Origin of the sequence: Mesobacterium pallidum (assembly GCF_019966535.1) — a bacterium.
GTDB classification, from domain to species: domain Bacteria; phylum Pseudomonadota; class Alphaproteobacteria; order Rhodobacterales; family Rhodobacteraceae; genus Mesobacterium; species Mesobacterium pallidum.
Genome location: NZ_JAIMID010000027.1, coordinates 16,651 through 37,205 on the forward strand (window position 1 = coordinate 16,651; position 20,555 = coordinate 37,205).

General features: G+C 67.1%; 17 protein-coding genes. 10 read left to right on the forward strand and 7 right to left on the reverse strand.

Features of this window, described 5'->3' with window-relative positions:
• Positions 1 to 69: 69 nt before the first annotated feature.
• Entirely contained in the window at positions 70 to 2,832 is a 2,763-nt protein-coding gene (gene fdhF / locus MF270_RS25160; protein ID WP_238368406.1) for a formate dehydrogenase subunit alpha, read from the forward strand.
• 383 nt (positions 2,833 to 3,215) lie between these two features.
• Here the strand turns inward: fdhF and MF270_RS25165 are convergent, their stop codons facing one another.
• Positions 3,216 to 5,177 carry a sensor histidine kinase gene (locus MF270_RS25165; RefSeq protein ID WP_238368407.1) on the reverse strand — a complete coding sequence of 654 codons (1,962 nt, stop codon included), beginning with the start codon at positions 5,175 to 5,177 and terminating at the stop codon, positions 3,216 to 3,218.
• A 134-nt stretch (positions 5,178 to 5,311) separates the two neighbouring features.
• On the reverse strand, positions 5,312 to 6,343 hold the full coding sequence (locus MF270_RS25170) for a replication initiation protein (protein ID WP_238368408.1): 1,032 nt from the start codon (positions 6,341 to 6,343) through the stop codon (positions 5,312 to 5,314).
• A gap of 624 nt (positions 6,344 to 6,967) precedes the next feature.
• Here MF270_RS25170 and MF270_RS25175 point away from each other — a divergent pair.
• Complete coding sequence (locus tag MF270_RS25175) at positions 6,968 to 8,170, forward strand: AAA family ATPase (protein WP_238368409.1); 1,203 nt, start codon at positions 6,968 to 6,970, stop codon at positions 8,168 to 8,170.
• The gene (locus tag MF270_RS25180) at positions 8,167 to 9,156 is read left to right on the forward strand and encodes a ParB/RepB/Spo0J family partition protein (RefSeq protein WP_238368410.1); all 990 of its coding nucleotides are present in this window, start codon (positions 8,167 to 8,169) and stop codon (positions 9,154 to 9,156) included. The genes MF270_RS25175 and MF270_RS25180 overlap by 4 nt, the downstream gene beginning before the upstream one ends.
• A gap of 63 nt (positions 9,157 to 9,219) precedes the next feature.
• On the opposite strand, the gene MF270_RS25185 is transcribed toward MF270_RS25180, so the two are convergent.
• The 4 genes from MF270_RS25185 to MF270_RS25200 are packed head-to-tail and all read right to left on the reverse strand — an operon-like array spanning position 9,220 to position 11,656.
• On the reverse strand, positions 9,220 to 9,699 hold the full coding sequence (locus MF270_RS25185) for a DUF6505 family protein (protein WP_238368411.1): 480 nt from the start codon (positions 9,697 to 9,699) through the stop codon (positions 9,220 to 9,222).
• The gene (locus MF270_RS25190) at positions 9,696 to 10,370 is read right to left on the reverse strand and encodes a biotin/lipoate--protein ligase family protein (RefSeq protein ID WP_238368438.1); all 675 of its coding nucleotides are present in this window, start codon (positions 10,368 to 10,370) and stop codon (positions 9,696 to 9,698) included. The genes MF270_RS25185 and MF270_RS25190 overlap by 4 nt, the downstream gene beginning before the upstream one ends.
• 29 nt (positions 10,371 to 10,399) lie before the next feature.
• Positions 10,400 to 11,461 (reverse strand): iron-sulfur cluster carrier protein ApbC, encoded by a 1,062-nt coding sequence (gene apbC / locus MF270_RS25195; RefSeq protein ID WP_238368412.1) that lies wholly within the window; start codon positions 11,459 to 11,461, stop codon positions 10,400 to 10,402.
• 3 nt (positions 11,462 to 11,464) lie between these two features.
• A complete protein-coding gene (locus MF270_RS25200; RefSeq protein WP_238368413.1) occupies positions 11,465 to 11,656 on the reverse strand; it encodes a DUF6494 family protein in 192 nt (63 codons plus the stop codon).
• A gap of 53 nt (positions 11,657 to 11,709) precedes the next feature.
• Here MF270_RS25200 and MF270_RS25205 point away from each other — a divergent pair, with 53 nt between their 5' ends.
• Positions 11,710 to 12,447, forward strand: coding sequence for a hypothetical protein (locus MF270_RS25205; protein WP_238368414.1), 738 nt, complete (start codon positions 11,710 to 11,712; stop codon positions 12,445 to 12,447).
• Here the strand turns inward: MF270_RS25205 and MF270_RS25210 are convergent.
• On the reverse strand, positions 12,441 to 14,384 hold the full coding sequence (locus MF270_RS25210) for a 4Fe-4S binding protein (RefSeq protein WP_238368415.1): 1,944 nt from the start codon (positions 14,382 to 14,384) through the stop codon (positions 12,441 to 12,443). The genes MF270_RS25205 and MF270_RS25210 overlap by 7 nt on opposite strands.
• 364 nt (positions 14,385 to 14,748) lie before the next feature.
• Between MF270_RS25210 and MF270_RS25215 the strand changes: the two genes are divergently transcribed.
• The 6 genes from MF270_RS25215 (at position 14,749) to fdh3B (ending at position 20,520) form a co-directional block, all read left to right on the forward strand.
• Complete coding sequence (locus tag MF270_RS25215; RefSeq protein WP_238368439.1) at positions 14,749 to 15,282, forward strand: DUF3305 domain-containing protein; 534 nt, start codon at positions 14,749 to 14,751, stop codon at positions 15,280 to 15,282.
• A gap of 55 nt (positions 15,283 to 15,337) precedes the next feature.
• A complete protein-coding gene (locus tag MF270_RS25220; protein WP_238368416.1) occupies positions 15,338 to 15,913 on the forward strand; it encodes a DUF3306 domain-containing protein in 576 nt (191 codons plus the stop codon).
• Positions 15,910 to 16,527, forward strand: a complete 618-nt coding sequence (locus MF270_RS25225; protein WP_238368417.1) for a TorD/DmsD family molecular chaperone — start codon at positions 15,910 to 15,912, stop codon at positions 16,525 to 16,527. The genes MF270_RS25220 and MF270_RS25225 overlap by 4 nt, the downstream gene beginning before the upstream one ends.
• Positions 16,528 to 16,597: 70 nt before the next feature.
• Entirely contained in the window at positions 16,598 to 16,783 is a 186-nt protein-coding gene (locus tag MF270_RS25230; protein ID WP_238368418.1) for a twin-arginine translocation signal domain-containing protein, read from the forward strand.
• Positions 16,784 to 16,929: 146 nt separating this feature from the next.
• A complete protein-coding gene (locus MF270_RS25235; protein ID WP_238368419.1) occupies positions 16,930 to 19,914 on the forward strand; it encodes a formate dehydrogenase subunit alpha in 2,985 nt (994 codons plus the stop codon).
• Between the two features lie 12 nt (positions 19,915 to 19,926).
• A complete protein-coding gene (fdh3B, locus tag MF270_RS25240; protein ID WP_238368420.1) occupies positions 19,927 to 20,520 on the forward strand; it encodes a formate dehydrogenase FDH3 subunit beta in 594 nt (197 codons plus the stop codon).
• The last annotated feature ends 35 nt before the right edge of the window (positions 20,521 to 20,555 follow it).

The following is a 20,555-nucleotide window of genomic DNA, read 5'->3' on the forward strand; positions in this document are numbered from 1 at the left end:
CAGACCCATGACGCCCTTCATGCCGAACCCTCGGCATCCCCCCATTCCAGCCAGATCGGAGTCTGACCCATGGCCGACGGCAACGCGATCAAGCAAACCACCTTCACCCTCGACGGGCGCGACGTCACCGCCGTGGGCGATGAAACCATCTGGGACGTCGCCAAGCGCGAGGGCACCCTGATCCCGCACCTCTGCCACAAGGACGCCAAGGGCTACCGCCCCGACGGCAATTGCCGCGCTTGCATGGTCGAGATCGAGGGCGAACGCACCCTCGCCGCCTCCTGCTGCCGCGCGCCGTCCGAGGGCATGGTGGTCAACACCGCCAGCGACCGCGCCGAGAAGTCGCGCAACCTGGTCATGGAACTGCTGCTGGCCGACCAGCCGGAACGCAATGCCGCCCATGATTCCTCGTCCCACTTCTGGGACATGGCCGACCTCAATGGCGTCACGGAAAGCCGCTTCCCGACGATGGAGGCCGAGCGCATCCCGCTGCTCGACGACAGCCACGTCGCCATGCGCGTCAACCTCGACGCCTGCATCCAGTGCAACCTCTGCGTCCGCGCCTGCCGCGAGGTCCAGGTGAACGACGTGCTCGGCATGTCGGACCGGGGCCACGACAGCTTTCCGACCTTCGACATGGACGACCCGATGGGCGCCTCGACCTGCGTCGCCTGCGGCGAATGCGTCCAGGCCTGCCCCACCGGCGCGCTGATGCCGGCCACCGTGCTCGACGACCAGCAGCAGGGCGACAGCAAGGATTTCGACCAAGAGGTCAAATCCGTCTGCCCCTTCTGCGGCGTCGGCTGCCAGGTCTCGCTGAAACTCAAGGACGGCAAGGTCAAGTATGTCGAGGGCATCGACGGCCCCGCGAACGAAGGCCGCCTGTGTGTCAAGGGCCGCTTCGGCTTTGACTACATCCACCACCCGCACCGGCTGACCAAACCGCTGATCCGCCGCGAGGACGCGCCCAAGGGGCTCAACGTCGACCCGGCCAACCCGCTCACCCATTTCCGCGAAGCGACCTGGGACGAGGCGATGGACTTCGCCGCCAAGGGCCTGGCGGACCTGCGCAAGCAGGGCGGCGAGACGGTCGCCGGCTTCGGTTCGGCCAAGTGCACCAACGAAGAGGCGTACCTCTTCCAGAAGCTCATCCGCCAGGGGTTCGGCCACAACAACGTCGACCACTGCACCCGTCTCTGCCACGCCTCGTCCGTGTCGGCGCTGATGGAGAACGTGGGCTCGGCCGCCGTGACCGCCACCTTCAACGAGATCGAAAACGCCGACGTCGCCATCGTCATCGGCGCCAACCCGGTCGAGAACCACCCCGTCGCGGCCACCTATTTCAAGCAGTTCACCAAGCGCGGCGGCAAGCTGATCGTGATGGACCCGCGCGGCGTCGGCCTGCGCCGTTTCGCGACCCACATGCTGCAATTCCGCCCCGGCGCGGACGTGCCGCTGCTGAACTCGATCATGTCCGTGATCGTCGAGGAAGGGCTGTATGACCAGGCCTATATCGACCGTTTCACCGAGAATTGGGAGGTCGAGAAACAGCACCTTGCCGGTTTCGCCCCCGAGGCGATGGAGGACCTGACCGGCATCCCCGCCGAGACCGTGCGCGCCGTCGCGCGCGATTTCTCGACCGGCAACGGCATGATCTTCTGGGGCATGGGTGTGTCCCAGCACATCCACGGCACGGACAATTCCCGCTGCCTGATCAGCCTCGCGCTGATGACCGGCAATGTCGGCAAACCCGGCGCGGGCCTGCACCCGCTGCGCGGCCAGAACAACGTGCAGGGCGCGTCGGATGCGGGCCTCATCCCGATGTTCCTGCCCGACTACCGGTCGGTCACGGATGACGGCGTGCGCTCGGCCTTCTTGGAAATCTGGCAATCGGGCGACTTCTCGAACCAGAAGGGGCTGACGGTCACGGAAATCCTCGACGCCGTGCATGCGGGCACGATCCGCGGCATGTATATCCTGGGCGAAAACCCGGCCATGTCCGACCCCGATGTGACCCATGCGCGCGAAGCGCTGGCCAGCCTCGAACACCTCGTGGTGCAGGACATCTTCCTGACCGAGACGGCGAACTACGCCGACGTGATCCTGCCCGCCGCCGCCTTCTACGAGAAAAACGGCACGGTCACGAACACCAACCGGCAGGTACAGATGGGCCGCGCCGCCGCGACACCCCCGGGCGAAGCGCGCGAGGACTGGGCGATCACCGTCGATCTGGCGCAGCGCCTCGGCCTCGACTGGACCTATGCGCACCCAAGCCAGGTCTTCGCCGAGATGAAGCAGGGCATGAAGTCGCTGACGAACATCACCTGGGACCGCCTGGAACAGACCGCCGTGACCTACCCGTCGCTCAGCATGGACGACCCCGGCCAGCCCATCGTCTTCGGTGACGGCTTCCCGCGCGCCGGCGGCCGGGCGAAGTTCACACCGGCCTCGGTGATCCCGCCGGACGAGACGCCCGATGCCGACTACCCGATGGTGCTGACCACCGGCCGGCAGCTGGAACACTGGCACACCGGGTCGATGACCCGCCGGTCCAAGGTGCTCGACGCGGTCGAGCCGGAGGCCAACTGCTCGCTCCACCCCTCGACCCTGCGCAAGTTGGGGGTCGAGCCGGGCGGCATGGTCCGGCTGGAAACCCGCCGCGGCGCGATCGAGGTCATGGCCCGCGCCGACCGCGCCATCGCGCCGGACATGGTGTTCCTGCCCTTCGCCTATGTCGAGGCGGCGGCGAACATCCTGACCAACCCGGCGCTGGACCCCTTCGGCAAGATCCCGGAGTTCAAGTTCTCGGCCGTGCGCGTCACGGCAGCCTGACGTCGGACAGGGCCGGCCCGACCTCACCCCCGGGCCGGCCCTCATCCCTTTCATTATTCTCCAAATACTCACTTCCGCCCCCTCAACGGGCCGAAGACCGGCTCTTGTCGCAACACCGTTCCCACGTCTGGCCCGTGTTGCAAACACGGGCCGCGCCCGACCCTCCCGTCACACCGTAGGCGTGCCTGCGGATGGCGTGCCTCCGGCACGACGAGGGCACATTTGCAGCGCCCCCTGGGCTCCGCCCGTTCCGGCCTGAAAAGGTCCACTGGACCTTTTCCGAGACGACCGTCACCCCAGGGTCCGGCGTGCCCATTACCGCATCTCATGACCGTATCGCCAGGAAGGGCTCAATAATCCCACGTTAGAGACACATTTCCGGGCTACTCTGCCGCCATCTCCTCTTCCCCAACCGGCAGCCAGATCGCGAATTCCGCGCCCCCGCCCTCGGGGTTGCGCACGGAGATGATCCCCCCCGCCCGCTGGATCAGCGTCTGCGAGATCGACAGGCCCAGCCCCGTCCCCTCGCCCTGTTTCGTGGTGAAGAATGGGTTGAAGACCTGGCCCAGCATCGCCTCCGGCACTCCGGGCCCGCTGTCCCGAACGGTCAGGCAGACCCCGGCCCGCCCCTCGCGCACCGCCCGGATCAGCACCAACCGCAACACACCGCCCTGCCCCATCGCCTGCACCGCGTTGACCAGCAGGTTGACGACCACCTGCTGCATCTCCCCGGGCGCGATCCGCACCTCGGGCACATCGCCAAGGTCGGTGACGACCCGCACCCCGGCCTTGGAGAGCACGTGTTCCACCAGCACCAGGCAATCGCCTACCACCGGCGCCAGGTCGACCGAGCCGCCATAGCCCTCCTCCCCCGGCCCCGCGAACTTGAGCAGCTTGCCGACGATGGCCTGGATCCGCGTCACCTGCGCGTCGATCAGGTCCAGCTCCATCTGCACCGGCACGGCCTCCTCGCCCAGCACCTCGCGCAGCAGGTCGAGGTTGCCCTGGATCACCGCCACCGGGTTGTTGATCTCATGCGCCACCCCCGCCGTGATCTCGCCGATGGAGGCGAGCTTCTCGCTCATCACCAGCTGGCGAAAGGTCTGCTCCAGCTTGGCATTCGCCTCGCGCAGCTCGCCGGTCCGCTCCTCGACCCGTGCGTTCAGCTCGTCGGCCCAGGCCCGCAGCCGCGCGTCGCGGTCCTGCACCTGGTCCAGCAAGTCGTCGAGATGCCCGGCCACCGCGGCGATCTCGTCGCCCCGCCGCATCGCCCCGATCCGCGCCGACAGGTCCCCCCGCCCGACCCGGCCCATGGTCTGGGTCATGCGCTCCAGCGGCGCAAAGATCCCCCCCGCCATCCACAGGAAGACCGGCGCCGACAGCAGCAGCACGGCAAAGAACGCCGCCATCATCCACAGGAAGGCCTCGCGCTTGGCGGCGGTAAACGGCGCCTCGAGGAAACCGACATACAGCATCCCCACCCGCTCGCCAAAGCTGTCGCTCAGCGGCAGGTAGCCCGAGATATACCAGTCGTTCACCACGAAAGCGCGGTCGAGCCAGGTCTGCCCCTCCCCCAGCACCCGCGCCCGCACGGCGGCGCTGACGCGCGTCCCCAGCGCCCGCACATCCTCGAAGAGCCGCACGTTGGTGCTGACCCGCACATCGTCAAGGAACAGCGTCGCCGTCCCCTGCCGCTCCCCGCCCGTGACGGCGTTGAGATACACCAGCGCATTGATCGAATCGATGAAATCGAGATTGCGGTTCAAGAGGATCCCCCCGACCAGCACCCCCTCGTGCCCGGCCCGCGTCACCGGACTGGCGGAATGCACGACCATGCCCCGATCCTCGATCCGGCGGTCGGTGGGCACGGCGGCCTCGGTCTCGATCAGGTCGATCCGCGCCTGCGCCGCGAGGTCAGGACCAAGACCCGCCAGTACCTCGCCCGGAAAGATGTCGATCTGCGTGTCCGGCCGGCGCAGCCCGGCCTGGATCACCGGCCAGGCCTCGGCCAGCTCCCCCGCCTCGGCCCGCGGCAGGTAATAGAGGAAATCGAGCCCCAATGCGTCCCTGTTCCGGCGAAAATAGCCCGCCTGCGCCTCGGCCCCCTGCTCCAGCATCTCGGCAAAGGCGACCGACCCGGCCATGCCGTGCAGCTCCTCCCCGGTGTCGGCCATGAGACGCGCCAGGTACTGCTCGGCGATCCGCAGGTCGCTCTCGACATTGGCGATCAGCACCTTGTCGTAATCCGCCGTCCAGCGCGTCATGCCCAGCAGCAACAGCAGCGGCATGAGCAGGATCAACGGCGCAAGCGCCAGGATCAGCAGGCGCAAACGAACGGAGCGCATCACGGGTCCTCCCTGGCCAAATCTATCGCCAAGCCCCCGCCCTGTCATCCCGCGCCCTTGCCCCTTTCATTATTCCACAAATACTCAAGCCCGGCCCGCCACAAGCGCGGCGCCAGACCCGTCTCTAACTTGCCTCAAATCGGGTTCTTCTCGGCAAAACTGCGGAAAAAGGCGAGGAAGGCCCGGTCCGGGTCGCGCGGCGCCTCCCGCCCCTGCGCCCAGGCCCGCCATTCGCCCTCGACATGGTAAATGTCATAGCCCGGATGCCGCAGCCGCGCGGTCTCGTAGGTCTCTGTGCGCAGCGCCGGACCGCGGCTGTCCAGCCAGGCGGGGCGCGGCTTGACCTCGTCCACCCGCCCCTCCATCCGCGCCTTGCGGCCGACCTTGGAAAAGGCCAGCTCCCGCTCCGCCCCCGCGCTCGCCTGCCCGTCCTTGCGCCACCAGCGCAGTTCGACATGCGTGACCCGCCGCCCGGTCTTGAGCGGCGCCACCTCGACCACGTAATCGCTCAGCGCATTGACCTCGGCCACGGCAGGGTCGATGGCCCGCAACTTGAGGTTCGACCAAGAGGTCAGCTTGCCCTTGGCCACCCCGAGGATGCCGCGCAGGTCGTCGATGGAGAACTTTTCCGAGGACCGGTACCGCAGGTTCCCCCGTTTCTGGATCATCTCGTAAAGCGTCAGCGCGTACTTGGAGCTCAGCGCGAACATCACCTCGCGCTGCAGCCGGGCAAAGACCGTGCTGTCCTTGATGATCCGCCGCAGCCGCTGCGGGATCTCGTATTCCAGAAGGCCATCGCGCCGGGTCGTCTCGATGTTGCCGCCCAACAGCTGCACCCGCTCGATCGCATCCTCCCCGTCGCGGGTGACACGCACCTTGACGATGGCCGACATCAGCCGCTCCACGCTTTCGCCCACCCGGTCGTTGGAATTGTGCGACCCGCGCAGATCGGCCTTGGCGATGACATGCGTCACCGGCTTGTCGATGGCATCCCAGGCGTTTTCCAAAAGCTGGTTGTAGATCCGCCGGTCGGCCAGCGTCAGCGGCGTGACCTCGACAAGGTCCACCAGTTCGCCCGGTTTGACGAGCGACTCGGCGTTTGGCCGCGCCTCGATGGTGCGGTAAGGTTTGCCCGTATTGGGTCCTGTATTCGGTCCGGTGGCCATGTGCGATTACCCGCCTGCTCTTACTTTTGTAGGCCTTTGCGCGTAAGGTATCAGAGCGCGCCGGGCGCGTCCATCACCCGAAACGTAAGGTTTCAGAGGGCGGAACGTCGCGAAGTGATTCGCAACATGCTGCCCTGCAAGCCTTTTTTCCGGGGGTTTTCGAGGGATCCGACGACACCCGAAACGTAAGGTTTCAAGGCCACCCGATCCGTAAGAGCAGCCGTCCCGGAAGGTAAGGATAACCGTCCCGATGCGTAGGCCAAGCGGTCCCGAAATGTAAGGCCTGGTGCGGTTATGGTTGGTGCGACAAGGGGTTAGGCGGCCCGAACAGGGAATCTAAGAATCCAGAACAGAAGGGGTTTTGTGTTTTTTGATTTGAGGTGTTTGGGACCCGTGGAAAGCTCCCTTCCTGGCCTCATGACGCCTATTCCTTACAAATCGGGTGCATGGCGATACGAAACCCTGCCAAGGTTCGGAAATTCCGGCCACTACCTCCTGTTTCCCGGCATTTCGCCCTCCTGCCCCGATTTCCGCTTTTTTCGGCGATCCTGCGAAAACTTCGCACTTGAGGCGGATGGCACGACAGTCCATGATTCGCGCGACACCACCCACCAGAGGATGGACATGGAGCAGTCAGCCCTTCCCCCCGTCACCCTGCGCGAGCTTGACCAACTGGCCGGCCGCGCCTCGACCGTGATCGCGCGGCTGCGCGACCGGCTCTACGCGCCGGGCACCGAAAAGCGGCTCGAGCTGCAATTCAACGTGCGCCGCGCGGCCGAGATGGTCGGCCGCAGCGAGAAACTGATCCGCGATGCCGAGGCCGATGGCCGGCTGCCGGAGCCGGAAAAGGACCCCGACACCGGGCGCCGCACCGGTTACAGCCTGGCGGATGTGAACCGCATGCGGCAGGTGTTCGGCACCCTGCCCCACCGCGCACCGAGCGATCCGGCGATGGTCCTCGCGATCCAGAACTTCAAGGGCGGGGTCGGCAAGTCGACCACCGTCTGTCATCTCGCGCAGTATCTCGCGCTCAAGGGTTACCGCGTCTGCGTGATTGATTGTGACAGCCAGGCCTCGACCACTTCGATGTTCGGGCTGAACCCTGACGTCGATGTGGATGAAGAGGAGGATACGCTCTACCCCTTCTTCCGGCACGGCGGGCCGCCCGACCTCAGCTATGCCCTGCGCGCGACCTATTGGCCCAACATCGCGCTGATCCCCGCGAACCTCGGGCTTTACGATGCCGAGTATGAATTCGCGGCCCGCATGGCGCGCGAGCAGGCTTTCGTTTTGGACCGGCTTCGGGCCGGAATAGAGACGATCAAGGACCGGTTCGATGTCATCCTGCTGGACCCGCCGCCAGCGCTGGGGATGCTGTCGCTCTCGGTGCTGCGGGCGGCCAATGCGCTGGTGATCCCGGCCCCGCCGAACAACATCGACTTCGGCTCGACCGCGCATTTCCTCAAGATGCTGGGCGCCACGCTGAACGAGCTCGCCCAGGCTGGCGGCGCGCGGGATTATTCTTTTGTTAAAATTCTCGCGACCAAGATGAACGACACCAAGTCGGCGCATGTGGCGATCAAGCGGATGATGGATGCGGTGTTCCCGATGGACATGTTGCTGAGCGTGCAGAAGGACAGCGCCGAGATCGACAATGCCACGGCGAACCTCAGCACCGTCTACGAGCTGACCGGCGCCGCGACGCGGACCGAGACGCACAAGCGCTGCCGCGCCTACCTCGACGCCGTGGGCCGCGAAATCGAGGTGCTGATCCGCAAGACCTGGCCCAGCCATCACGCGCAGCTGCGCAAGGAGGGAGTGCTATGACCCGGAAACACGATGCCATCTTCGACGACGTGCTCAGCGGGCTCGACGCCCCCGCCCCGGCCGAGGAGCGGGCGGGGACGCGGTTCCTCAAGCGGACCACGACGATCTCGGAACGGCTCTCGGGCGAGCTGGAAGAGAAGACCCTGCGCTGGGTCGATCCGGCGCGCTGCCGCATGTGGGACCGTCACAACCGCGATTACGAACTGCTGACCGAGGACAATTGCCGCGACCTGATCGACGGGATCCGGTCGCAGGGCCGTCAGGAATTCCCGGCGATCGTGCGGCCGTCCTCCGAGCCCGGGTTCGATTTCGAGGTGATCTGTGGCGCCCGACGGCATTTCGCGGTGACCTGGCTGCGGGCCAACAATTACACGCAGTTCAAGTACCTGGTCGAACTGCGCGAGATGACGGACGAGGAGGCCTTTCGCCTCGCCGATATCGAGAACCGCGACCGCGAGGATATTTCCGACTACGAGCGGGCCATCGATTATGCCGACGCGGTGGAGCGCTATTACGGCGGCCGGCAGAAAGCGATGGCCGAACGGCTCGAGGTCTCGCAGCCCTGGCTCTCGCGCTACCTGCAACTGGCGAAACTGCCCGAGGGGATCGTGGCGGCCTTTCCGTCGGTCCGCGACATCCGCGAGCGCAATGCGCGCGAGCTGAAGCCGCTGCTGAGCGATCCCGATGCGGCGCAGCGCGTCATGGAAGAGGCCGCCGTGATCGCCCGGGAACAGGCGCTCGCCCGGCAGGGGCGCGGCGGTTACATGGACGGCGTGGCGGTGATGCGGCGGCTGGTCAAGGCGGGCAAGCCCACGGTCGCCAGAGCGCCGGACGAGGGCAAGACCTATGCCCGCAGTGCCGCCGAACGCGGGATCAGCGTGCGCAAGAAGGGCCGGAAAGTGGTGGTGGAGTTCGAGGATTCCATGACGAAATCCCAGCTCGAGGCGGCCTTTGCCGCCTATCTCTCGGATCGCTTCAACGCGTGATCCGTGAAAATTGCCCATGGGCAACTCTGCGGGACAGCCCCCGAGTTGCCCATGGGCAATTTCTTACTCGTCCAACTCTCCGTGGATCGCGAATTGCTCGAGACCGGCATCGGACGGCTCGATCATCCGGTAGGATTCGCGCACGCCGGCCTCGGTCAACTCCCGCGCGACGGTGAGCAGGGTGTTGGGCTTGTGGTCTTCGCAAAGCTCGCCCATGTGGGCGATTTCCTCGGCCGCGACAGGGCGGGCAGCCTCGACCGAGGGCGCCCCGTAGTAGCTGACGAAATGCGCGGCGAGCGCGTCGGTCAGCGCCGCCACCTCCGCTTCCTGCGCCTCGGTCACGGCGACAAAGGTCGCGCGGCCGAAGGTTTCCAGCCCCAGCCAGCCGTTGGCAAAGGCCTGCCGCGCCTTGCCGGTCAGGTCGCCCGTCGTCCAGTTCGAGAATTCGAACCCGCCCGACACGCACCATTCCCCGGTCCGCGCCGGAGAGGCGAAGACCCGCGTGTCGCTGTCGTCGAAATGGATGGCACGGGCAAGTTTCATGGGGCGTCCTCCAACAACCGGGTGAGCGGGATGAGCTGCGTGTCGTCACCTGACCGCAGCAGCATGCCGAAATCTTCGTCGATGCCAAGGAAGGTGCCGGACTGGCCCAGGGCCGAGACCTCTTCGCCGATCCCCCAGGCGAGCCCGCGCCATTCCTCGTGCAGGGCCTGGGCGTCGCCGCCGTCCCAGCGGGTGATCCAGTTCAGCGTGTGGCGCGCCCAGGCCTCGACCAGCGCGGGGGGGTGGACCTCGGCGCAGCCTTCGGCGTAAAGCGCGGTCTGGTCGGGCGTCAGCCCGCCGTCTTCCGAGCCGGGCAGCAGGGGCAGGGAGAACCCGACCACCAGCCAATCCGGCACCGCGGTCCCATCGTCGCCCGAGGCCATCACCCGGAACCGCCCGCAGGCGGCGCCGTTGATGCGGATGCCACCGTCCCAGTCGAGATGCACGGCCACCTCGGGCGGGGCCAGCACGCCAAGCGCGTTCTGGAAGCCGACGGCGCAGGCCGGCAGCATGGCCATGGCTTTCGCCAAGGACACCTCGGGCGCCAGCACCAGCGCGGCCTCCATCCGTTCGGGCATCAGTCGGTGGGCGATCAGCCCCGCGTCGCAGCCCTGCACGGCGCGGCCCACCGCGTGGTCGAAGGCGGCACCATGCGCCGCCTCGTCCCACATCAGCGGGGGCAGGGTAAGCGCGACCGCGCTCACGCCACGCCCTGCGCCACCAGCGCGTTGGCCACGTCCATGAAGGCGCGGGCCTGGGCGCTGTCGGGCTGGCTGACGACGATCGGCGCACCACCGTCCGAGGCCAGCCGGATGTCGATATGCAGCGGGATCTCGGCCAGCAGGGGCACGCCAAGCTTTTCGGCCTCGGCCCGCACGCCGCCATGGCCAAAGACATGTTCCTCGTGGCCACAGTTCGAACAGATATGCGTCGACATGTTCTCGATCAGGCCCAGCAGCGGGACCTTGAGCTGGTTGAACATGTCGATCCCCTTGCGGGCATCCAGCAGCGCCACGTCCTGCGGGGTCGAGACGATGACCGCCCCGTCCACATGCGTCTTCTGCGCCAGCGTCATCTGCACGTCGCCCGTGCCCGGCGGCAGGTCGACGATCAGCACGTCAAGCGCGCCCCATTGCACCTGGAACAGCATCTGCTGCAGCGCGCCCATCAGCATCGGCCCGCGCCAGACCACGGCCTGGTCCTCGTTGGTCATCAGGCCCAGCGACATCATGGTGACGCCGTGGTTGCGCAGTGGCAGGATGGTCTTGCCATCGGGGCTGGCGGGCCGGCCCGACACGCCCAGCATCCGCGGCTGCGAGGGCCCGTAGACATCGGCGTCCAGCAGGCCCACCCGGCGGCCCTGCGCGGCCAGCGCACAGGCAAGGTTGGCCGACACGGTCGATTTCCCGACCCCGCCCTTGCCCGAGGCGACGGCGATGATATGCGCCACGCCCGGCACCTTTTCCGCCCCCTTGGGCTTGGGTCGCGCGGGTTTCAGGTCGGGCGGCGGGGCCTTTTCCTCGTGCGCGGTCAGCACGATGGAAACTTTCTCGACCCCTTCGAGCCCGCCCAGAAGCGTCTCGGCCTCGGATTTGACGGCCTCGTAGGCCTTGGCGTGCTGCGGCGCGATCTCCATGACGAAGCGCACGGCGCCCCCGTCGACGTTCAGCGCGCGCACCACGCCCGAGGCCATGAGATCGCTGCCCGAGACGGGGTCGGTCAGGGTCTTCAGCGCGGCGGTAACCGTATCTCTGTCAGCCAAGGTTCACTCCTGTCCCTTGATGTCGCCGGTGACTTCGTGGGTCAGGCCGAGCTCTTCGATGGTGATGACGGCCTTTACGGCATAGCTTTTGCCGGCGGTGTCGGCGCCCCGCATCGCCTCCTCGATGGCCTGTTGCGAGGTGACGCCCACCTGCTTGAGGAACTTGCGCATCGACATGTTGAACTCATCGCTCATGATGATCTCCTGTTCATTTGACCGAAGGCGGGGCAGGGGCCTAGACTGGCCGCATGCGCCGTCTCATGCTGATAACCTGTGTCGTGCTGGCCTTGGCCCAGGGGGCCATGGCGCAGGATCGTCCCGTCCGGCTTTATGCGCCCGAAGCGCTGATGGAAACCGGCGTGATGAAATATATCCTGCCGCGCTTCTCGTTGAAGACCCGGGTGCGGGTCGAGATCGTGGCAGACCCCGAAGGCGCTGACATCGTGCTGGGCGATGACGGCCGCGCCTTGTTCGAAGGGGCGGGGCAGGTCTGGCACATGGACCGGACCGGCGATCACGAGGGTGCCGCAAAGCTGGCCGACTGGCTGACCGGTGAGGTCGGGCGCAACACCGTGCTGGCCTATGCGCCGGAGGGCGCGGCGCTGTTCACCCTGCCGCAGCCCAAGGCCAAGGTCGCGGCCGAGGTCAGCTATAATGGCGACGTGGAGCTGGGCCTCGCGGTCAGCCGCGCCAAATGCGGCCGCTGCCACAAGGTCGACGACCGGACGCTGGGCGGCATCGGCTCGACCCCGTCCTTCGCGGTGATGCGGACCTTCCCGGACTGGGACGCGCGCTTTGCCGGATTTTACCTTCTGAACCCGCATCCGTCCTTTACCGTCATCGCCGATGTGACCGACCCCTTCCCCGAGGACCGCCCGCCACCCATCGTCCCCATCGCCATGACGCTGTACGAGGTCGAGGCCGTGCTGGCCTATGTCTCGGCCATGCCGCCGGCGGACCTGGGGGCGCCGATCCAGTCTCAATGATCGCGCCGCTTTGACAGGTAATCCTCGGTCGTGCGCGGCTTGGGCCGTTCGCCGCCCTGGAACGGGTTGTCGGTCGCATGGAACTGCGCGTTCACCCGGCAATCGTCGCACATCTGGATCATCCGCAGCTTGTCGCCCGAGAACATGGGATGCGCTTCCAGCTTGGCCGTGATCCGGTCAATCGTGGATTTCACGCCGAAGAGCGACCCGCATTCGATGCAGGCAAAGGGCTCTTCCTCGTTCAGGATGCGTTGCGACAGCGCGGCCTCGGTCAGGTCAAGCCGGGGCTGGTAGGTGATCGCGTCCTCGGGGCAGATGTTGGCGCAAAGGCCGCATTGCAGGCAGGCGTCTTCCTGGAACCGCAGCTGCGGCATGTCCGGGTTGTCCCCCAACGCGCCCGAGGGGCAAAGCGACACACACGACAGGCACAGGGTGCAGGCGTCGGTATCGACCAATACGGCTCCGTAGGGTGCGCCTTGCGGAAGGGGCAGGGTTTCGACGCCGGGATGCAGCGCGCGGGCCGCCTGCCGGGTGATCTGCCGCCGGGTGCCCATGGGGCGCACGGGGCTTGCGACCGGGGGCAGGGGGGCGGCGTCGTAAAGCGCCTCCTCCATCGCCTCGGGGTCGGTGGTGTCCAGGAGCGCGGTCCCCTCGCCGCCGATGGCACGGGCAAGGGCCACCTGCGCGGCCAGCGCGTCGCGGTCGGCATGGGGGCCGGGCAGCAGGGTCACGGTCGCGAACCCGGCGGCAAGGGCGGCCACCGCCTCGGCATAGCCGAAGGCGCCAAGCGCGGGCAGCTCCATCGGGATCACGTCGGCGGGCAGGCCCCGGCCGTGGCGGGCCGACAGGCGGATCATCTCGGCCCCGTGGCTGTCATGGACCAGCAAGCGGGGCCCGGTGCCCCCGGCCTCGAGGAAGGCCTTGGCGAGGGTCTGCACACGCGCCATGGTCCGGTCTACGGGGGGCGCGTCATAGCTGATCGCGCCCGAGGGGCAGACGGACGAGCACGCCCCGCAGCCCGCGCAGATCATCGGATCGACGGACACATGCTCTCCGGCCGGAGAGATCGCGCCCGTGGGGCAGAGGTCGATGCAGCGGGTGCAGCCGGTCTGCTCGGCGCGGGAATGGGCGCACAGCAGCGGCTCTGTCCGCACGTGCAGGGTCTTTTCGAACGTGCCGACCATGTGCGACGCGGCCATGACCGCCGCCGCGACCGAAGGCGCATGGGCAGGATCGGCCCGCAAGTAGCCGTCGCGCTTGTCATGGGCCGGGAACAGCGGGCTCGCGCCGCGCAGGTCGACGATCAGGTCGCATTCGCTGATGCCGCCATCGCGCGGCTCGGTCAGGGTGAGCGGCCCGCGCCCGCCGGGTTCGACCATGCGCAGCGCGTCGATCACCACCGAGAAATTGCCGAAGGCGCCCGTGGCGCGGCGCAGTTTGCCGGTGATCACGTCGAAATCGCGCGCATCGGGCAGCTCGCTGCCGTCCTCCAGCAGCACCGTTACGCCCAAGTGCGGGGCCAGCTGCGCGGCGGCCTCCAGCGCGACCTCCGCCCGGCCGAGCACCAGGCACAGCCCCTCGGACATCACGTCGAGCGTGCGGTCGGGACGGTGGGGCAGGGCGGCCTCGGCCACCAGGGCGGACATTTTGGGTAGTTTGGACGCGGGGTCCGCGCTCCACCCGGCCCGGTCGCGCAGGTCTAGAAGGGCGGGCGCGGGGGCGCCGATTTCCTCGGCCAAGGCCTCGAAGGTGCGCTGTTCCTGGGTGCAACAAATTACCGTGTCCGGGTCCCGCAGGGCGCTCGCGGCACGCTCGACCTGCGTGGTGCAAAGGGCGGTGCAGGGCTTTGCGACGCGCCAGCCGGTGGTCTTGGCCAGCGCCTCCGAATCAATCGGGTTGGTCCCCAGGCAATCGCATGGAATCAACGTCTTGGACATGGTTTTCCCCTCTCGTAGCCGGCCCGGTGCGGGGCCGTCCGACGACCTGTTCAGCGGCGACGCTAGACGCGATTCGATGCGCTTCACAACCGGTTTTCTTGCGCCGGCCTCCCGGCGCGACCCCCCGAATCGCGGCGCTGATTCGGGCCGTGGTATGCCGTGGTAAACCAAAGAGAAACACTCAGGTTAGACAATTCGTCCAAGGCCGGGGAGCGGCCCCGTCCACCCCGGCCAAATTGTCCGAGGTGCCGCGATTTTCGCGCCGTCGCAAAGATTTGCCTTGGATGGGCCGGGCCGCTCGGTCACTCTCGAAAGCCAAGGGAGAGCATAGTTCATGATCCACAATCCGGACATGTACCGGACGATGCCGGTCGGAATCGTGCTGCGCAAGACGCCCGGCGTCACGCGGTGGGCCGCGTGGCACTGGACCGCCAGCGCGGTGCTGCCCGGTGCGCCCCCGGCCGACTGGCGGGTGATCCGGCAGGAAGGCGAGGCGGTCGAATACCACGCCGCGACCCTGACGCTCGAACTGCACGGCGCCGAGACGGAGGCCTACCTGCACGGCCTCGGCGCGCGGACGCCGTCGGTCTACGTGGTGATGCGGCCGAAGCTGGGCGAGATCCCGCTCGAGGTGGTGCTGGTCACGGCCTCCCCCTACGAGGCGCAGGATTATTGCGACAGCGGCGAGGACATCGTCGAGAAGGTGCCGATGCCTGTCGGCCTGATCGCCTGGGTGCGCGATTTCGTCGACGAGTTCCACGAGGACGAGGTGTTCATCAAGCGCCGGCGCGACCGCACGCGGGTGGACCTCAAGGAGGACGGCCTGGGTGATCCGCGCGTCGAGAAGGCGGCGGATATCTACGCCTCTCCGGCGCTGAAGCGGAGGCGGCTGCAATGAGCGAGTGCAGGAAAAGTGAATGCCGGTTTTCCGTTCGCAATAGCGGGGGGAAGGCATGAGCCGCCTCTCCGCATGGACCGCCCGCAAGGCTGCCGTCGCCAAGGAGGCGCAGGCCGAGGAAGCCGCCCGCCGCGAAGCGGAGGAGGCCGAGGCGCGCGCCCTACAGGAAGCCCGCCCCGATGACGAGCTGCTGGCCGAGGCCGGATTGCCCGACCCGGACCGCGTCGACAGTGCCGAGATGATCCAGGCCTTCCTGCGCTCGGAAGTGCCGCAGCGGCTCAAGAACCGCGCGCTGCGCAGCATGTGGCGGTCGAACCCGGTGCTGGCCTGCGTCGACGGGCTGAACGATTACGACGACGATTACACCACGGCCGCCGAGATGGGCGATGCCGTGCGCACCTCTTACGTGGTGGGCAAGGGCATCTTCCACGACCTGCAGCAAATGGTCGAAGGGCTGGGAGAGACCGAAGGCGCGGCGGAGGTGGCCGCGTCCGATGAGCCGGTCGAGGTGGCCGGGGATACGCCCGACGCGATCGCCGACCCCGAACCCCAGCCCGTCCTTGCCGCCACCGACGCGCCCGACCCCATTCCCGCCGCCTCCCGCAGGATGCGGTTTCGTTTCGACACATGACCGAGAGCCAGATGACCCCAGCCACAGACCTTGCCGTCAGCGAAGAGGACCGCCTGCGCGCCGATCTCTACAACTTCCTCGGGCTGATCCTGGCCCGTCCGGCCGACCGGATGCTGCTGGACCAGACCGCCGGTCTGACCGGCGACGACAGCGACCTGGGCCGCGCGATCACCACCCTGGCGAAACTCGCCAAGGTGACCAAGCCCGCGGCGGTGGAGTCGGAATACAACCGCCTCTTCATCGGCCTCGGGCGCGGCGAGCTGCTGCCCTATGCCTCCTACTACCTCACCGGTTTCCTGAACGAAAAGCCGCTGGCCCTGCTGCGCCAGGACATGAACCGGCTGGGGCTGGAACGCGCCGAAAACGTGTTCGAGCCCGAGGACAACATCGCCAGCCTGATGGAGATGATGGGCGCCGTCATCGTCGGCCGCTTTGGCCGCACCGCCGCGCTGGAGCGCCAGAAGGAATTCTTCAGCCGCCATATCGCCCCCTGGGCGGGGCATTTCTTTGCCGATCTCGAGGGGGCCAAGAACTCGGTCTTCTACGCGCCCGTGGGCACCATCGGCCGCGCCTTCATAGAGATCGAGACCGAGGCCTTCCGCCTCGGATCGTGACCAAGCCGCCCGCCACGGCGGGCATCAAGGGGCGGGCAACCGCCCATCACGCCGACAAGGAGACATCCTGATGGCACAGGAAAAAGAGGCCACGCGCCGCGATTTCCTCAAGCTGGCCGGAACCACGGCGCCGATTGCGGCGGTCGCGGTTGCCACCAGCGGCAGCGAGGCCGAGGCGGCGACGCCCGACCTTTCGTCCGACAAGATGCAGGACACCGCCCATACAAGGGCCTACTTCGCCAGCGCGAAGTTCTGAAAAACCGCGTTGCCCGGCACGGTGCCGGGCAGGGGAGGGGACCGAAGGCGACTGGTTGCGTGACGCCCGACTGCCAGAGGTCAAGGAGAGAACCAAGCGAGCGGCAGGACCATTCGGGGCCGGCCGGCTAGCAAGGAGACAGAACCATGTTGAGGAAAAAGACCAACGGGGTTGCGCGACGCCCCCAGCGGACTTCGATCCTGTCCGATGTGGCCAACACGTCGGTGGACCGGCGCGCATTCCTGCGCGGGTCCGGCCTGGCCATCGGTGGCCTCGCGGCGATTGCCGCCACCGGCGGCACCGTCCAGCCTGCCAGCGCGCAGGCCGTGATGGGCAAGGTCGAGCTGAAGAAATCCGTCTGCACCCACTGCTCGGTCGGTTGTACCGTCATGGCAGAGGTGAGCGACGGTGTCTGGATCGGGCAGGAGCCCGGCTGGGACAGCCCGTTCAACCTCGGGGCCCATTGCGCCAAGGGCGCTTCGGTCCGCGAACATGCCCACGGCGAGCGCCGCCTCAAGTACCCGATGAAGAAAGAGGGCGGCGAGTGGAAGCGCATCAGCTGGGAACAGGCGATCAACGAGATCGGCGACGGCATGATGAAGATCCGGGACGAAAGCGGCCCGGACAGCGTCTACTGGCTGGGCTCGGCCAAGCATTCGAATGAACAGGCGTACCTCTTCCGCAAGTTCGCCGCCTACTGGGGCACGAACAACGTGGATCACCAGGCGCGGATCTGCCATTCGACCACCGTTGCGGGCGTTGCGAACACATGGGGCTACGGCGCCATGACCAACAGCTACAACGACATCCACAAGTCGCGCGCGATCTTCATCATCGGCGGCAACCCGGCCGAGGCGCACCCGGTGTCGCTGCTGCACGTGCTGCGCGCCAAGGAACAGAACAACGCGCCGCTGATCGTCTGCGATCCGCGCTTCACCCGCACCGCGGCGCATGCCGACGAATACGTGCGGTTCCGTCCGGGGTCGGACGTGGCGCTGGTCTGGGGCATCCTGTGGCACATCTTCGAGAACGGCTGGGAGGACAAGGAGTTCATCCGCACCCGTGTCTGGGGGATGGACCAGATCCGCGAGGAAGTCGCCCGCTGGACCCCCGAAGAGGTCGAGCGCGTGACCGGCACGCCGGGCAGCCAACTCGAGCGTGTGGCCCGCACGCTGGCCAACAACCGTCCCGGCACCGTGATCTGGTGCATGGGCGGCACCCAGCACACCAACGGCAACAACAACACCCGGGCGTACTGCATCCTGCAGCTGGCGCTGGGGAACATGGGCGTCGCCGGCGGCGGCACCAACATCTTCCGTGGCCATGACAACGTGCAGGGCGCGACCGACCTCGGCGTGCTCGCCGACACGCTGCCCGGCTATTACGGCCTGGCCGCCGGGTCCTGGGCCCATTGGGCGCGGGTGTGGGAAGAAGACCTCGACTGGCTCAAGGGCCGCTTTGCCACGATGAAAGGCAAGGACGGCAAGGACAAGGACATGATGACCCTAACGGGCATCCCCGTGTCCCGCTGGATCGACGGCGTTCTCGAGGACAAGGAAAACCTCGAGCAGCCCGACAACACCCGGGCCATGGTGCTCTGGGGTCACGCCCCCAACTCGCAGACCCGCATGGTCGAGATGAAGGGCGCGATGGAAAAGCTGGACATGCTGGTGGTGGTCGACCCGTACCCGACCGTCTCTGCCGTGCTGCATGACCGGACGGATGGCGTCTATCTGCTGCCCGCCGCCACGCAGTTCGAAACCCGCGGCTCCGTCACCGCCTCGAACCGCTCGATCCAGTGGCGCGAGCAGGTGGTCGATCCGCTGTTCGAATCCAAGCCCGACCACACGATCATGCACATGTTCGCGGAGAAGTTCGGCTTTGCCGACCGGATGTTCCGCAACATCGCGGTCGAGGACGGAGAGCCCAACGTCGAGGACCTGACCCGCGAGTTCAACCGCGGCATGTGGACGGTGGGCTACACCGGCCAGAGCCCGGAGCGGATCAAGCTGCACATGGCCAACCAGCACACCTTTGACCGCACGACGCTGCGGGCAGTTGGTGGCCCCGCTGATGGCGACTTCTACGGGATGCCGTGGCCCTGCTGGGGCACGCCCGAGATGAACCACCCGGGGACGGCGAACCTCTACGACATGTCGATGCCGGTGGCCGAAGGCGGCCTGACCTTCCGCGCCCGTTTCGGGGTCGAGAGGAACGGCGATAACCTGCTGGCCGACGGGGTCTATTCCGTGGGTTCGGAAATCCAGGACGGCTACCCCGAGTTCACCATGCAGATGCTGCAGGATCTCGGCTGGGACGGCGACCTGACCCCCGAAGAGCGTGCCTCCATCGAGTATGTCGCGGGCTACCGTGACATGGAGGGCAACCGGACCGGCGAAGGTGCCGAAGTCGGCGAGCAGGACCAGCAAGGGCCCTACCCGTCGGACTGGCAGGACAAGATCGGCGGCGTGAACTGGAAGACCGACCTGTCGGGCGGCATCCAGCGCGTGGCGATCGCCCATGGCTGTGCGCCCTTCGGCAATGCCAAGGCGCGGGCGGTGGTCTGGACCTTCCCGGACCCGGTGCCGGTGCACCGCGAGCCGCTTTACACCAACCGCCGCGACCTCGTGGCCGATTACCCGACCTACGAGGACAAGACGTTCTGGCGGGTGCCGACGCTGTACGCGTCGATCCAGAAGAACGACTTCAGCCAGGACTACCCGATCATCCTGACCTCGGGCCGTCTCGTGGAATACGAGGGCGGCGGGGACGAGACCCGGTCGAACCCCTGGCTGGCCGAGTTGCAACAGGACATGTTCATCGAGATCAACCCGCGCGACGCCAACAACCTTGGCGTTCGGGACGGGTCGCAGGTCTGGGTGGAAGGTCCCGAAGGCGGCAAGGTCAAGGTGATGGCGATGGTGACCGAACGGGTGGGCACGGGCGTGGCCTTCATGCCCTTCCACTTCGGCGGCCATTTCCAGGGCGAGGACCAGCGGTCCAAGTACCCCGACGGCGCCGACCCCTACGTTCTGGGGGAGTCGACCAACACCGCGCAGACCTATGGCTACGATTCCGTCACGCAGATGCAGGAAACGAAAGCCACCCTCTGCAAGATCATGCCGGCATAAGGAGAAGACAGAATGGCTAGAGCTAAATTTCTCTGCGACGCCGAGCGCTGCATCGAATGCAACGCCTGCGTCACCGCCTGCAAGAACGAGCACGAGGTGCCCTGGGGGATCAACCGCCGCCGCGTGGTGACGATCCAGGACGGGATGCCGGGCGAACGCTCGATCTCGGTGGCCTGCATGCACTGCTCGGACGCGCCCTGCATGGCCGTCTGCCCGGTGGATTGCTTCTACCAGAACGAGGAAGGCGTGGTCCTGCACTCCAAGGACCTGTGCATCGGCTGCGGCTATTGCTTCTACGCGTGCCCCTTCGGCGCGCCGCAATACCCGCAGGCGGGCAACTTCGGCTCGCGCGGGAAGATGGACAAGTGCACCTTCTGCGCCGGTGGCCCCGAGGAGAACAACTCGAACGCAGAGTTCTCCAAGTACGGCCGCAACCGGATCGCCGAGGGCAAGCTGCCGATCTGCGCCGAGATGTGTTCCACCAAGGCCCTGCTGGCCGGTGATGGCGACGTGGTGTCGGCCATCTACCGCGAGCGCGTGGTCGCCCGCGGCTTCGGCTCGGGCGCCTGGGGCTGGGGCACGGCCTACGACCAGAAGGGCGGCTGAGTCCCCGCGCACGGGAGGCGGGTAACCCGCCTTGA

Bases quoted from the DNA above. Each gene is read 5' to 3' on its own strand.
- MF270_RS25185 (WP_238368411.1), bottom strand. From the start codon at position 9,699: ATGAAACTTGCCCGTGCCATCCATTTCGACGACAGCGACACGCGGGTC.
- MF270_RS25165 (WP_238368407.1), bottom strand. From the start codon at position 5,177: ATGCGCTCCGTTCGTTTGCGCCTGCTGATCCTGGCGCTTGCGCCGTTG.
- MF270_RS25225 (WP_238368417.1), top strand. From the start codon at position 15,910: ATGACCGAGAGCCAGATGACCCCAGCCACAGACCTTGCCGTCAGCGAA.
- MF270_RS25230 (WP_238368418.1), top strand. From the start codon at position 16,598: ATGGCACAGGAAAAAGAGGCCACGCGCCGCGATTTCCTCAAGCTGGCC.
- MF270_RS25215 (WP_238368439.1), top strand. From the start codon at position 14,749: ATGCCGGTCGGAATCGTGCTGCGCAAGACGCCCGGCGTCACGCGGTGG.
- fdh3B (WP_238368420.1), top strand. From the start codon at position 19,927: ATGGCTAGAGCTAAATTTCTCTGCGACGCCGAGCGCTGCATCGAATGC.
- MF270_RS25235 (WP_238368419.1), top strand. From the start codon at position 16,930: ATGTTGAGGAAAAAGACCAACGGGGTTGCGCGACGCCCCCAGCGGACT.
- MF270_RS25200 (WP_238368413.1), bottom strand. From the start codon at position 11,656: ATGAGCGATGAGTTCAACATGTCGATGCGCAAGTTCCTCAAGCAGGTG.
- MF270_RS25210 (WP_238368415.1), bottom strand. From the start codon at position 14,384: ATGTCCAAGACGTTGATTCCATGCGATTGCCTGGGGACCAACCCGATT.
- MF270_RS25175 (WP_238368409.1), top strand. From the start codon at position 6,968: ATGGAGCAGTCAGCCCTTCCCCCCGTCACCCTGCGCGAGCTTGACCAA.
- MF270_RS25170 (WP_238368408.1), bottom strand. From the start codon at position 6,343: ATGGCCACCGGACCGAATACAGGACCCAATACGGGCAAACCTTACCGC.
- fdhF (WP_238368406.1), top strand. From the start codon at position 70: ATGGCCGACGGCAACGCGATCAAGCAAACCACCTTCACCCTCGACGGG.
- MF270_RS25190 (WP_238368438.1), bottom strand. From the start codon at position 10,370: ATGTGGGACGAGGCGGCGCATGGTGCCGCCTTCGACCACGCGGTGGGC.
- MF270_RS25205 (WP_238368414.1), top strand. From the start codon at position 11,710: ATGCGCCGTCTCATGCTGATAACCTGTGTCGTGCTGGCCTTGGCCCAG.
- MF270_RS25180 (WP_238368410.1), top strand. From the start codon at position 8,167: ATGACCCGGAAACACGATGCCATCTTCGACGACGTGCTCAGCGGGCTC.
- MF270_RS25220 (WP_238368416.1), top strand. From the start codon at position 15,338: ATGAGCCGCCTCTCCGCATGGACCGCCCGCAAGGCTGCCGTCGCCAAG.